Below are 13606 nucleotides of genomic sequence, written 5' to 3' on the forward strand. Positions count from 1 at the left end.
TGCCTCACACATCATGTAAGATATACGTTAAGTATGTGCGTGAGTTTCCCCGTGGGTGATTCTAATCGTAGAATGCTCTCCAGAGGTGCGTCCGGTAAAGGTCCTTTTGCCTGAGAGATTCACCTTGAAAGGCTTACTCCTTCGGCGTTACCTGTCAATCTCGGCGGTAATCTCTCCCGCTACCATCATCCGCTATGTCTTATTATTCAATTGTAACGATCTTCCTTATGATCATTATAAACGGGTTTCTCCATAAAGTGTCAACCTTTATTTCAACGATTTCGCTGATATGCTAATTTTTTTGTCAGATATCTTGACACTAACCTTTCTCTGATTTATATTTTGTGAGAATAAGTTCAACTGTATATGCGGATGACAATGGATGGGAGAGACCGCCAGTAACTAAGATTTAGGAATGGGCGGCACCGAAGGAGCAAGCCGTTATTTCCTGCCGGGATAACGAGTAATCTCTCAGGTAAACGTACCGCCATTTGACGCAACTCTGGAGAGTGCGCATAGCCACCCAAGGGGAAATGAACGACTGTATGCGGATACGGTCATTTACAAACTCTCAGGTACCGAGGACAGAGAGAAGGCGAAGGCCTTTTTTCGTGTCCTTTTTTATATAATGGTCACCTTTCAATTCATTTCATTTCAGAAAAGAGGAGTATCCGTAAATGAGCGAAATCAGAGAGAATTTGGTGTACAGCGACGATCATGAATGGGCTTTGCAAGTGGAAGGAAATGTAGTGCGCGTCGGTATTTCCGATCATGCACAGTGCCAGCTGGGCGATATCGTATTCGTTGAATTGCCTGAGACCGGTGCAACCGTATCCGCGGGAGACAGCATCGGAACGATTGAGTCCGTCAAAACGGTATCTGAGCTGTACTCCCCGGTCTCTGGTACAATTACCAAAGTGAATCAGTCACTGGAAGATCAACCGGAACTTGTGAACGGTGAACCGTATGAAGGCGGATGGATCATTGAGGTTGAGGTGGAAGGCGATCTGCAGGAAGCGCTCGGGAAGCTGCTTACCGCGGATGCCTATCGGGCGAAGGTGGATTAAGAGAATATGATTATCGCTTGATAAGGTAAGACTTTTTTAGCTGCGCTACGTAACCAAGTTACGGGTGCAGCTATTTTTTTGTGCTAAAGATGATGACTCTGTCACATAAAAAGCTCGTACTTTGGGATCTTTGTTCTTTTTTACTCCGATTTTTATGAGTATTTGATGAACGATACAGGGATTTGGATTCGCTTTCCAAGCTGTCGGGTAAATATGTCTCGGGTTCGCCAGATAGTTCTGTTGTCGCGAGCCAGCCATGTCATCTACTACTACATATCAGGAGGTTCCAACCATGGACAAATCAAATGCAAATCCGAACAACAAGAAGAATAAGACGAGCAAAGACCAGCAGCTGGAACAGTTCACAGTAGACAATGACGGAACACATATGACAACGAATCAAGGATTGAAAGTGTCGGAGGACGAGTTCTCTCTTAAAGCGGGTGAACGTGGACCCACATTGATGGAGGATTTTCATTTCCGCGAGAAAATGACGCATTTCGACCATGAACGGATCCCGGAGCGGATCGTGCACGCTCGTGGATTCGGAGCGCATGGATATTTTCAAGTCTATGAATCGATGAAAGAATATACAAGCGCAGCGTTTCTGCAAGACCCCTCGATACAAACACCGGTATTTGTACGATTCTCCACGGTGGCTGGATCCAGGGGATCGGCGGATACCGTACGCGACGTGCGTGGATTCGCTGCGAAATTTTATACCGAAGAAGGAAATTACGATCTGGTGGGCAACAACATGCCAGTCTTCTTCATCCAAGATGCGATGAAATTCCCGGACTTCATTCATGCGGTCAAGCCGGAGCCACATAACGAGATTCCGCAAGCCCAGTCCGCTCATGATACGTTTTGGGATTTTGTAGTGAATAATACCGAGACGGCTCATATGGTCATGTGGGCGATGTCGGATCGCTCGCTGCCGCGCAGCTTCCGCATGATGGAGGGGTTCGGTGTTCATACGTTCCGCTTCGTGAATGATGAAGGGAAGGCGCACTTCATCAAGTTTCACTGGAAGCCGGTCCTCGGGGTGCATTCGCTCGTATGGGATGAGACGCAGAAGCTGGCAGGTAAGGATCCGGACTTTAATCGCCGGGATCTATGGGATGCAATCGAATCTGGAAATTACCCGGAGTATGAATTCGGCGTGCAGATGATTGCAGAGGATGAGGAGTTCAACTTCGACTTTGATATTCTCGACCCGACAAAGGTGTGGCCAGAAGAGATGATCCCGGTCAAAATCATCGGTAAAATGACGCTGAATCGGAATACGGACAATTTCTTCGCGGAAACCGAACAGATTGCCTTTCATCCCGGACATGTCGTACCGGGAATTGATTTTACGAACGATCCGCTGCTGCAAGGTCGTCTGTTCTCTTACACAGATACGCAGTTGTCACGACTCGGTGGTCCGAACTTTCATGAGATTCCGATTAATCGTTCGGTATCGCCCGTGCATAACAATCAGCGTGATGGCATCCACCGCATGACGATTAATAAAGGTCCGGTGAGTTACCACAAGAACGGCATTGCTGGCAATACGCCTAAGCCAGTACCGCGAGAACAGGGTGGATATGAGCATTATACGGAGAAGGTGGAAGGACGTAAGGTGCGTGCCCGCAGTGACAGCTTCAAGGACCATTACAGTCAAGCTGCGATGTTCTGGAACAGCATGTCGGAGGTCGAGCAGCAGCATATCGTAGCGGCATTTCAATTCGAGCTCGGCAAGCTGGAGCGAAAAGAAATCCGGCAGCAAGTAGTGGATATGTTCGCCAACGTGAACTCGGAACTGGCTAAGCGTATCTCCGATGGCATCGGTACGATCCCGCCGCAATCGGCAGGCTCTGCTTCAACTGAATCCTCGCCAGCTCTCAGCATGATGAACACCATCAAAAGCACAGCTACACGTAAAGTTGCTGTCATCGCGGCAAACGGCTACACGGATGAATTACCGATAATAATCGAACAGTTAAAGCAAGCTGACTTAACCGTTGAGATTGTCAGTGTGAAACTTGGCATGATTCGTGGCGAATCAAGTGGAGAATCGGAAGTGAAACATGCCTTGCTGGGTGCCGATTCCGTCTTGTTCGATGCCGTTCTGATTGTTGGGGGTTCATCCAGTATCTCCGAATTGAAATCCGAACCCAAAACGGTAGATTTCATCAAGGAGGCGTATCAGCACCTCAAACCGATCGGAGCCATCGGCGAAGGAGCGAATCTACTGCCGGCGGCTAATGGAGAGGGGATCGTGGTTGTTAAGGAAGGTGGAGATATGAAGACTTTCGCACACTCGTTCATTGATGCCATCGCTGCCCATCGCCATTGGACGCGCACCGTATCATGATGAATGGAGCTTGAGTTTTAAGAAAGGTTCATGTATAATCACCTACAATATTCATTATGAAGGGGATTACCCACATGAACCGCATGCGATTCGTTCAACTTCATCATCACGATCAGCGTTAGCACACCTGATATATATCAGGGAGGCTAACGCTGTTTGCGCTAGCCTCCCTGCAGCATACCAATGCGCGGGACCAAGGGGTCCGGCGCATTTTTTTGTTATCACTCATATGAAATGGAAAGGAATGATCACCCATGCAGAACGTAAAAGGAACCTATGATTATTTTGGTAAAGAACAAAGGGTAAGACGGTTTGTACAAAGTACATTACGCGAGGTATTTGAGGCGTATGATTATGATGAGATGGAATCGGCATCCCTGAATGAGTTGGAGCTGCTAGCCTCCAAATATGCGGGCGGAGAGGAAATACTGAAAGAAATGTACCAACTCACAGATCAAGGGAAACGCAGTCTCGGATTGAGGTATGATCTTACCATTCCGTTCGCCAAAGTTATGGCGCTGAATCCGGGTATTACCTTGCCTTTCAGGCGGTATGAGATAGGAAAGGTATTCCGTGATGGACCGGTAAAGCGCGGCAGGTTACGTGAATTTCTGCAATGCGACGTCGATGTTGTAGGTATACAAGGGCCAGAGGCAGAGGCTGAATTGATGCAGCTTGCCATTGAAGGCTTCCGCAGACTCGATATTCCAATCGTGATACGATGGAACAACCGCCAGTTTCTTGGTGAAATCCTCGAGGCTATGGGGGTTCCGGAAGACAAAAAGCTAACGGTTATGCTAACCCTCGATAAGATGGATAAGATCGGAAAAGACGAAGTTGCAAAAGAACTCTTGAGCAAAGGATTGGATTCAGCCGTTAGCCGGTCCATCTTACGCTGGGTGGAGGAAAATCCGACCTTTGAACAGATGGTGGAGAACCCGATCCTGCGGAATGGCACTGGAACTAAAGAAGTGTTATCGCTGCAACAATATGTTTCAGCCTTAGAGATTGGAGATATATGTCGGTTCGACCCTTTCTTGTCTCGAGGCTTATCCTTCTACACTGGCACGGTATATGAGATATTTGATGCATCTGGTCAATTTCGCTCGAGCCTGGGCGGTGGCGGGAGGTATGATAAGATCATCGGCCAACTCGTGGACCGGGAAGAAATAAACTACCCGACCGTCGGATTGTCTTTTGGAATGGAGTCGATTATGGCGATGATTCGCGAACGCGAATTAGAGAACTGCAGACCTGATGTAGTGGTTATTCCTATTGGAGGTGCCATCGCGGATAGTTTAAAAGTCTCGGCATTGCTGCGAAACGAAGGCATTCGCACAAGACTGGATACAAGAGGACGTAAACTGAAAAAATCAATCGCTTCCCTGGCTGCAGAAGGCATACCTTACCTCGTCCTGATCGGTGAAGAAGAAGCTGCTCTTGGACAGGTCAGACTAAAGGATTTGAAACGCAATCGGGAGGAGATCGTTACTGTGCAGGATTGTATATGGAGACTGAAAATAAAGGAATAGTGCGCAGGATTCCACCCTATATTCGGCGGGTGGGATCCTGTTCGTTCCTGACACTGTAACAGCTAACCAAGTCATGCGCGAAATATAGTGAAATCAGCCAAGAATGCCGCGACCGAGAGCACGAGCAAGGTTATACCTAATCCAATGGACAGCCTTTGCTCTTTCTTCATCTTCACCGTTTTGTAATGTTGTCGATCCAAGATCAATAACATGAGACCCGAACCGAGCAATACAAATCCGGCATAACCTGCTGAGTCGAACATGGACACCACTTGAATTCATCCCCCTAATCAATTTTCATTCCTACTCTGCGGATATCTGTGTTCATGTGTATGGTGTAAGTCATGTCGCTGTAAAGATTTTCCCAGTCACTCTTCTTATGGATATGTTCGTGCCAGAATTGGCGTTGATGTGCCCGAACGATTTCGCCGAATCCGAAAATATCGGATTTTCCCTGTTGCGTCTTCTTAATCAATCCGGACAAAACACTTTTGGCTACACGATTAAATTCCTGTTCTGCCAGATCGAGTTCTTCTTGGTCATCCATCTCGCGCGCGGGGCTGTATTTCTCCGCCAACTCTGCTTGAACATTAATACTGATCGTAGCATGTGGCCGCCCATTCTGGATCTTAACCTCGATGTTGGATTCACGTGCGGTTGTACGTATCGTAACAAAGCCAATTCCAGGAACGTTATACAGGGCACTGTAACCTCCAGGGTTAATTCCGTTAGCCGCCATATAGGCTCCAATCTCAAACGGTGTGGTCGTTCCAACTAACTTACTGGAGTTGAAATAGGCGAGTCCACCGATGAGAATGTTGTCCTGTTGCCGGATCGATACATAAGGGAGAAATGCGTTCTGACCCATCTTAGACTCGCTGTTCCAAAAATTAGAGAGGGAATTCTTCGGGAATTTGCCCATGCCTTGCGCTTTCTCCAGCATGGCCAGTAAATACAAGGTGGGGACCCGCTCCAATGGTGGTGCGACATTCATTAAATCAGCTGCTATGTTATCCGTAACCAACAACCAGGTGGATCTGCGTACCTCCTGGTTTCGGCGCAGATAATCGTTGAGATCGTCAAGTCCCCTGCGGGCGATCTTCTCATTGACTACGATGACACGCAGGTGAATTAATGAGCGGGGATCGGCAATCTCTTGCTGCAAATTACTAAGTGCATCGTGGAGGGTATGTCCAACGACACTTACAACCCAGACAGGCTCATTTTTGCCCTCCGATGATCCATCATTGCCGCCGGGGCCTAGTGGAATTCGACCAGGGACGGCAATTTGTGCGGTGACACGAATCATGCGATCATCCAGTGCCTTGGTTTCTTGAGCATGATGGGATGACAGATCTTCTTTCTCCGCAGCATCGGGTTCGGCTTCATCTATGCCGATGCCAAGAATAAGCGCTCGATCCTCTAGCTCAATCTGATCCCAACACCCGGTTAAATGGGTTAAGAGGATGATACATAATGCGATTCTAAAGTACCTGAGAAACAGGTAGTTCATGTTGCTCACCTCTTACTTTCCTTACTAATGCCAGAATCCACAATAGAATCGGATATCCAAGCGTGAGGAACAATCCGAGTTTGCCAATCATCTCCACGTGAGTGTACATGGAAAACACACTCCTCGGAATCATAGCCAGAATAAATACGAATGGGAAAAAGAAGTGGCTGATCAACCGTTGATCAGATGTTCCCATCAGCTTGCGGGTTCCTTGAAGGCATATATAAAAACTGGCTGCCAGTGACGTGAACACCGATACCACCCACACGATGATAAAGATGGCATCCAAGCGTTCGAGTGTATCACCTGGTATTGTCGTTGCCCGTGCTAGCTCCAGCGTTGGCCAAATGAGATGGTCTAATTCGCGAGGACCAAATACGCCCACGGCCGCAACTACGATTAGGATGTAGAGCAGTCCTGAAATCGTAATGCCTCCCACAATGGAGAGCATGGATTTAGAAGGGGTCTTCATCTGTGGCACCAGCAGTGTAACGACGAAGGCAGGTTGGAATAATGTAGCGATCGTCAGTGCCCCCCGGCTATATTGTGCCGGAATATTTCCGATGATCGGCTGTAGATTTAACAGTTCCGCATTTTGCAAAGATACAAGAACGATGGTTAGTCCCGGGATCAGTATCAACGGGAGGTAGAACATATGAATATAGGTGAATTTCATGATCTTTTGCCTGGCGACTTGAGCTACCAGCAGCATCATTAGAATGATTGTTATTTCAATGGGTGTTCTTCTAAGCACGGCTGAAGTGATGATCTCTCCGAATTCTCGTAATGCGAGGGCGGTTAATGCGATAAAGAATAGGATCAAGAGCATATTGAACAGGTAGCTATCGGCCGACCAACAATTCGTTGACCATATTCAAATATATTTTCACCTGGAAAACGAATGCCTAACAGAGCTAATAGCAACAAGCTAAAAAGCACAATGACGATTCCCAGGAAGGTAACGAGTGGAGCCCCTGTATTGGCTTGTTGTGAAGCAAGCCGCGGTAGGGCCAGTATACCTACACCAATGGTGGAACTGATAATCACGGAGGATACTTGTCGTGTTGAAAGATGACCTAATCCCTGCATTACCTCACTCCCCTTGCTTGGATGGTTGAAGAACAGGTTCACTTGTCGGCTTGTCGCCCGTTCCAATTCTAGTGTCATCTAGGGTATACAGAAAACTCGGTCGTTTCTTGAACTTCCAGATCGGTCCCCGAATGAGGGTATCTTTAAACCCTTGTTTGCTAACCGGAGTGATGGGATTCATATAGGGAACGCCGAACGAGTCAAGGAACAACAGATGATTGACGATGATAATCAGGCCAAGCATCACGCCGTAAAGTCCGAAGAATCCGCTCGCAATGAGAATCGGGAAACGTAGCATTCGAATGGATATAGCGGCATTATATGCAGGAGTCGCAAATGATCCGATGGTCGTCAATGCGATGACAACGACGGTGATAGGGCTGGCAAAGCCGGCAGCTACTGCAGCTTCTCCCACGACCAGCACTCCGACAATGGACAAGGCGCCGCCAATCTGTTGCGGCAGTCGAAGTGTCGCTTCTCGGAGGACTTCCATAGAGATCTCAATCAGCAATACCTCAACAACAGCGGGGAAAGGAACGCCGGCTCGTCCACCCGCAACGGCAACGGCAAAGTCTGTGGGGATCATCTCGGGATTGAACGATATGATGGAAACATAGAGTGCCGGGAACACCAAGGAGAACACGATGGCGAGCAGTCGAATGAATCGAACGAGACTCCCCATGATGAAACGTTCGGAATAATCGTCCGTCACCTGATAGAACTGGTTAAATACGGCAGGAATGATCAGCGTAAATGGGAAACCGTCGACCATAATCACAACGCGTCCATCCAATATAGCGGATGTGGCTTTATCTGGACGCTCTGTGTTCTGGATTTGCGGGAAGGGTGAATACGGATGATCTTCTATGAACTGCTCGATGTAACCGGAATCCAGAATACCGTCAATATCGATTAAGGATAAGCGTCTCTCGGCTTCATGTAACAGTTCGGGGTTTGCAATGCTTTCGATGTAGCATAAGGCCACCCGGGTATTGGTGCGTTTGCCGATCCGTTTAATTTTGACACGGAAATCCCCAGCTTTAATTCGTGTGCGCAGCAAGGTGATATTCGAATCAAGGACCTCGATAAACCCGTCTTTTGGACCGCGGATCGAATGTTCGGTTTGAGGCTGTTCAATGCCTCGCTGTTCAATACGCCTCGTGTCCAGTACGAGGCCAGCAGATAAACCGTCGATCAGAAGCACCGTGCTGCCTTCGGAAATGGCGTTTAGAACCTCCAATCCATCGGTAACGTGCGTAGCCTCGCTAATATATAACGTTTCATGCATTAATGTATCCATAAGGTTATGGATATGAATACTCTTGTGTTCCAAATGACGGGGACGGTACATAAGCGGTTTATGTACATCCTGATATACAAAAGCGTTATCTACGAGTGTTGTATAGTAAATAACGACTGCGTGAAATTGATCGAAGATCTGTATATGGCGAACGTTGATGTCGTCACTATCCCCAATCCAGGTTCGAGCGATCCTCAAATCAGTCTCCAGATTACCTGTAAGTTTGGCTGGGTTGTCATGTGATTGGTCGACGGGAGGAGAGGGAGGCTTCGTCTGTTTTCTTCGATGTCTGAAGATCATAATGTAGTTCCTCCTTGTTCCATGAATTCCAATTACAAATAGTCTCTCAAGCACAAGGGAAATTATTCATTTGAGGCGAATGTGAAGAGGTAACCATACAAAATACGGCGATCGTCGTTCTTAACATACGTCAAAGATATGCATTTTGCCGACCTGTACGTAACGAGGACGTTCATGATCGAGTAGAATATGGCAGAGCGGAATGGTAAGGAGGGGCAGCTCATGATGCTTTTCGAACAATATTTAATATTGCATGATGCACTTGCCGGAGAAACCCCGGACAAGCAAGCACAAGAAGTAACGCTGAATGATATCGCAAGGGTCTTGTTCTGTACAGTTCGCAACGCCAAGCTCGTACTCCGCAAGCTGGAGGAGCAGGGCTGGATTAACTGGAATCCAGGACGTGGCCGAGGACACCGTTCCAGACTGTCGTTTCTTGCCAACCGAACGATATTACTTCATGCGTCAGCTCAGCAGATGGCCGATAAAGGCGACTACCAAGCTGCATTTGCGTTACTGCGCGATTATGGCGATGGGATAATCAACGAAGATTCATTTGTGGGTTGGATGAATGGGCATTTCGGCTTTTACAAAGAGGTCCAAGAGGGAGGTAACAAGTCCGAAGATTCTTTGCGACTCCCTATCTATCGTGCCGTGGATACCTTAGACCCTGCGGAATGCGTCTACAGCTTTTCTGCCCATATGATCCAGCAAATTTTCGATAGACTCGTTTCTTATGACCGTGCCGCCGATCGTTTTACTCCAGCCATAGCTCATCATTGGGAGAGCAGTGGCGATGGTTTAGAGTGGGTATTCTATCTACGCAAAGGCATCTTTTTTCACGATGGTACAGAATTAACTGCCGAGGATGTTAAGTTTACAATCGAAAGGCTCCAGCACGGAAAGAGGAATCGGTGGATCGTACGTGAGTTGCAACAGGTGGAAGCCGTCACCCCGCGGATCGTCAAATTTAGGTTAAAAAAACCTAACCGGATCTTCATCCGGTATCTGTGTGCCATTAGCATGTCGATATTGCCTAAGCATCTCGTTTTGAGGCATGGGGATTCATACTGGAGAAAGCCGGTGGGGACTGGACCTTTTCTTATCAAAGATTGGACGCGGGATCATCTGATCATAGAGGCTCATTCACATTATTATCAAGGTCGCCCGCACCTGGATCGTGTTCATATCGTGATTATGCCGGAGGACGCGGCCCATTGCGAAGTAAGTTGGCAGCAATTGCTTCAATATCCTGATGGATCAAGCACAAACAGCGAAGTAGATAATATTCGCACCGTTCAGTCAGCCAATGCAAACCGTACGAGTATAATGAAGTGGAATATGAACAAGGCTGGGCCACATCAATGGATTCAATTCAGAATGGCCTTTGATCTGATACTGGACCGAGAAGGGATGATCAAGGAATGGGAATTACCCGGTTTATCGCCAGCTCATGGATACTTCTTGAATGATCAGGCATACGATGAACAAGCCAGGTTTGATCCCGAACAAGCCCAAAGGTTATTAACCGAGGCAGGTTATGATGGTGCGCCCATCGTAATGGGGTGTACCGCTTTCCATATGAAGGATGCAGAATGGATTCAGAAGCAGTGTGCCAGCATCGGTATTCCGATCATTCTTCGCGAAGAGAAGATGGAGCAGATACTTCGTCTTGACGTGATGAGAGAGATGGACTGTATCTTGTATGCGCTAGTGTTACCAGGGGAAGAAGTGTGTCTGATCGAACATTATGAGCAAGAAGGAAGTTTCGGCAAAGAACTGACAGAACGAGAACTCCATGATTGGATAATCACATGTATCGATGATACACTCGCATCCACAACTGGTATGGAACGTCTTGACATCTTGGCTAACATAGAAAAAAAGCTGCTCCAGGAAGTAGAAATCCATTTCTTGACCCATTCGAAATCCTACGTCTATTCGCATACCTCCTATCGGGGCGTAATGCTCAACGATTTGGGGTGGCTGGACTTTAGGCAAATATGGCGGGATTAAACACAGCAGAGCAGCCGCGATGATATCGCTGGCTGCTCTGGTATTTTGATGAACCTGATTAGTCCCCTCTGGATCTCCGATTGCCCGATAACGCGTGAAAGACATCTTTCATACGAACTTTTAAGGGGACACGCTCGGCTTTATGGACCTCTTGGAATCTTTCCCATGAAGTATGAGCTAGTAATTTCCTATCTTCGAGTCGCCTCCATTCAGCTAATTGAAATTCTATTAATTTCTCCATAATATACATGTTGTTGCTGTCCATGAGGACCTCCTGAACAAGATACTCGGATTTCACTTGAGTTCATGTGATATATCTTGCTCATTTCATTATGAGGTCCCACCGAACTTGTAAAAAGTGTAAACCTGCGTACTTTGATTTCCCCTTTATTCACGTTATACATGAATTTTCTTATGCATAATGGATTCATTCTCTACCTGTATCGTCACATGCGATAGACCGAACTCCTCTTCAAGCTTATGGATGGCTTGCTGCAGCACGGTATAGCTATTCGCAGTGTCAGTCACCACGAGGTGGCAGGTAAAGGATTCAAAGCTTGAGGTAATCGTCCAAATATGCACATCATGAATGCTCTTAACACCGTCGATGGCAAGCAACGATTGCTTAACGGAATCGGTATCCATGTGCCCAGGCGCGCCTTCCATCAATATGTGTACCGTGTTCTGGATAATTCTCCAAGCGCTTCGAAGAATAAGAACCGCTACAAGGATGGAGATGATCGGATCTGCGATGTACCATCCGAAGAGCATCATGATGATGCCTGCCAGAATAGCTCCTACCGAACCGAGGGCGTCTCCTATGACATGAAGGTACGCACTGCGCATATTCATATTATCCTTAACATCCCCTGTCCGCATCAGGAACCAGGCGCTGATTAGATTGGCAAGTAATCCTACGATTGCGATAAGCATCATGCTGCCGCTGGCGACCGTAGGAGGGTCGTCGAAGCGGCGAATGGCTTCCCAGACAATAAATCCTGCAATAATGAATAAGCTACGCCATTGATAAGTGCTGCTAATATCTCCAGTCGATAGTATCCAAAGGTTCTGCGAGCAGAGACCGGCTTGGCTGCAAACCACATGGCAATCAAGCTCAGCAGCAAAGCACTCGCATCGCTTAGCATATGTCCTGCATCCGATAGCAGAGCGAGGCTGCCTGTTAATAGACCACCAACGAATTCAAGAAACATAATACCGGTTGTGATCACGAACGCGATAATCAGTGCCTTTTTATTACCGGATCGCGCATGATCGTGATGTTGGTGATTGTGACTGCGTACTTCCTTATTGTGATGATGCATGGAAGATCCACCTTTCTTAATATATGAACACATGCTCATATATAATATTAACATGCAGATATAGGTAATTGTCAATGTAAATGCTCATTCATAATTGAATTTTATATTTTCTGAGCGGATCGTCTTCGGGTATGATTATTAAAGTACACCATTCTTTCGAAAATATTTTTTAACTAATATTCATTTACATAAGGAGAAGATATCAATGAGTAAGCCTGTTCAATCTTTAGGCGAAGCTTCGCTAGTACAGCCTATCCATTAATCGGACATAGCCGGAGGAATGTAAATGTATTACTGGAGTCGTTCAACTCCATCGATGGAGAACAGTTTAGCGATATGTATGGCAATGGTGCAGTTATAGAGGAATTTCAAAGTCAGATTGCGGACGAGCTTGGTATGGAGACGGCTGTATTTTTTCCTACAGGTACAATGGCTCAGCAAATCGCGCTTCGCATCTGGTGTGATGAGATTGGGATCAATCAGGTCGCATATCATCCACTATGCCATTTGGAGATTCACGAAGAAGACGGCCTAAAGGAATTGCACCATATTCACCCCATTCTTCTTGCTAATTCATCCCGTTTAATTACGTTGCAGGATATACAATCCATCGACCAAGAGATCGCCTGCCTTTTGCTGGAGTTGCCTCAGCGAGAGATGGGGGGACAGTTGCCTGCTTTTGAGGAGCTTGTTGCCATATCGGCTTACTGCCGCGCGAAGGGGATCAAGCTTCATTTGGACGGTGCCCGCTTATTTGAAATCACCCCGTATTACAAGAAATCAGCGGCCGAGATTTGTTCCTTATTCGATAGTGTATACGTGTCGTTCTATAAAGGGATTGGTGGCATTGCGGGTGCCATGCTGCTTGGTAGCAAAGAATTCACTACCAAGTCTAAAGTATGGAAGCGCCGGCATGGCGGGGATTTGATCAGTCTCTATCCTTACATTATTAGCTCCCAATATTATTACAATCAACGAATCGACAAGATGGAGCGATATTACAATGAGGCGGTCGAGTTAGCTGCGATGTACAATCAGTGTCCAGGAATCAATACGAGGCCTGAGGTTCCAGTATCCAACATGTTTCATGTGCACTTTGAGATAGAAA

The 13606-nt window shown here is 47.0% G+C and carries 8 protein-coding genes, 2 pseudogenes and 2 riboswitches; of the genes and pseudogenes, 5 read left to right on the forward strand and 5 right to left on the reverse strand.

What is annotated here, in order from left to right:
• Positions 1-88 precede the first annotated feature (88 nt).
• A riboswitch (glycine riboswitch) is annotated at positions 89-189 on the reverse strand.
• A 184-nt stretch (positions 190-373) separates the two neighbouring features.
• Positions 374-497: riboswitch (glycine riboswitch) on the forward strand.
• 180 nt (positions 498-677) lie between these two features.
• The 3 genes from gcvH (at position 678) to JCM10914_RS19960 (ending at position 4958) form a co-directional block, all read left to right on the forward strand.
• Positions 678-1067 carry a glycine cleavage system protein GcvH gene (gcvH, locus tag JCM10914_RS19950; protein WP_023964018.1) on the forward strand — a complete coding sequence of 130 codons (390 nt, stop codon included), beginning with the start codon at positions 678-680 and terminating at the stop codon, positions 1065-1067.
• 292 nt (positions 1068-1359) lie between these two features.
• Complete coding sequence (locus JCM10914_RS19955) at positions 1360-3426, forward strand: catalase (RefSeq protein WP_023964019.1); 2067 nt, start codon at positions 1360-1362, stop codon at positions 3424-3426.
• Between the two features lie 254 nt (positions 3427-3680).
• Positions 3681-4958, forward strand: coding sequence for a histidine--tRNA ligase (locus tag JCM10914_RS19960; protein ID WP_023964020.1), 1278 nt, complete (start codon positions 3681-3683; stop codon positions 4956-4958).
• Positions 4959-5029: 71 nt separating this feature from the next.
• Here the strand turns inward: JCM10914_RS19960 and JCM10914_RS19965 are convergent, their stop codons facing one another.
• The 4 genes and pseudogenes from JCM10914_RS19965 to JCM10914_RS19980 form a co-directional block, all read right to left on the reverse strand.
• Complete coding sequence (locus JCM10914_RS19965; protein WP_370570268.1) at positions 5030-5221, reverse strand: CLC_0170 family protein; 192 nt, start codon at positions 5219-5221, stop codon at positions 5030-5032.
• A gap of 23 nt (positions 5222-5244) precedes the next feature.
• Positions 5245-6471, reverse strand: a complete 1227-nt coding sequence (locus tag JCM10914_RS19970) for a Ger(x)C family spore germination protein (RefSeq protein ID WP_023964022.1) — start codon at positions 6469-6471, stop codon at positions 5245-5247.
• A pseudogene (locus tag JCM10914_RS19975) lies at positions 6443-7638 on the reverse strand (endospore germination permease). Before JCM10914_RS19975 ends, JCM10914_RS19970 begins: the two are co-directional and overlap by 29 nt.
• Entirely contained in the window at positions 7565-9160 is a 1596-nt protein-coding gene (locus JCM10914_RS19980; RefSeq protein ID WP_023964024.1) for a spore germination protein, read from the reverse strand. Before JCM10914_RS19980 ends, JCM10914_RS19975 begins: the two are co-directional and overlap by 74 nt.
• 222 nt (positions 9161-9382) lie before the next feature.
• Between JCM10914_RS19980 and JCM10914_RS19985 the strand changes: the two genes are divergently transcribed.
• A complete protein-coding gene (locus JCM10914_RS19985) occupies positions 9383-11176 on the forward strand; it encodes an ABC transporter substrate-binding protein (protein ID WP_023964025.1) in 1794 nt (597 codons plus the stop codon).
• A 396-nt stretch (positions 11177-11572) separates the two neighbouring features.
• Here the strand turns inward: JCM10914_RS19985 and JCM10914_RS19995 are convergent.
• Positions 11573-12498: pseudogene (locus tag JCM10914_RS19995) on the reverse strand (cation diffusion facilitator family transporter).
• A gap of 336 nt (positions 12499-12834) precedes the next feature.
• Here JCM10914_RS19995 and JCM10914_RS20000 point away from each other — a divergent pair.
• On the forward strand, positions 12835-13606 hold a 772-nt coding region (locus JCM10914_RS20000), incomplete at its 3' end, for a low specificity L-threonine aldolase (protein WP_081739850.1).

The sequence above is a fragment of the Paenibacillus sp. JCM 10914 genome, from assembly GCF_001315105.1.
Classification (GTDB): Bacteria; Bacillota; Bacilli; order Paenibacillales; family Paenibacillaceae; genus Paenibacillus_AQ.

Excerpts from the sequence above, each read along its gene's own strand:
- JCM10914_RS19970 (WP_023964022.1), bottom strand. The coding sequence starts at position 6,471 with ATGAACTACCTGTTTCTCAGGTACTTTAGAATCGCATTATGTATCATC.
- gcvH (WP_023964018.1), top strand. The coding sequence starts at position 678 with ATGAGCGAAATCAGAGAGAATTTGGTGTACAGCGACGATCATGAATGG.
- JCM10914_RS19965 (WP_370570268.1), bottom strand. The coding sequence starts at position 5,221 with ATGTTCGACTCAGCAGGTTATGCCGGATTTGTATTGCTCGGTTCGGGT.
- JCM10914_RS19985 (WP_023964025.1), top strand. The coding sequence starts at position 9,383 with ATGATGCTTTTCGAACAATATTTAATATTGCATGATGCACTTGCCGGA.
- JCM10914_RS19980 (WP_023964024.1), bottom strand. The coding sequence starts at position 9,160 with ATGATCTTCAGACATCGAAGAAAACAGACGAAGCCTCCCTCTCCTCCC.
- JCM10914_RS19960 (WP_023964020.1), top strand. The coding sequence starts at position 3,681 with ATGCAGAACGTAAAAGGAACCTATGATTATTTTGGTAAAGAACAAAGG.
- JCM10914_RS19955 (WP_023964019.1), top strand. The coding sequence starts at position 1,360 with ATGGACAAATCAAATGCAAATCCGAACAACAAGAAGAATAAGACGAGC.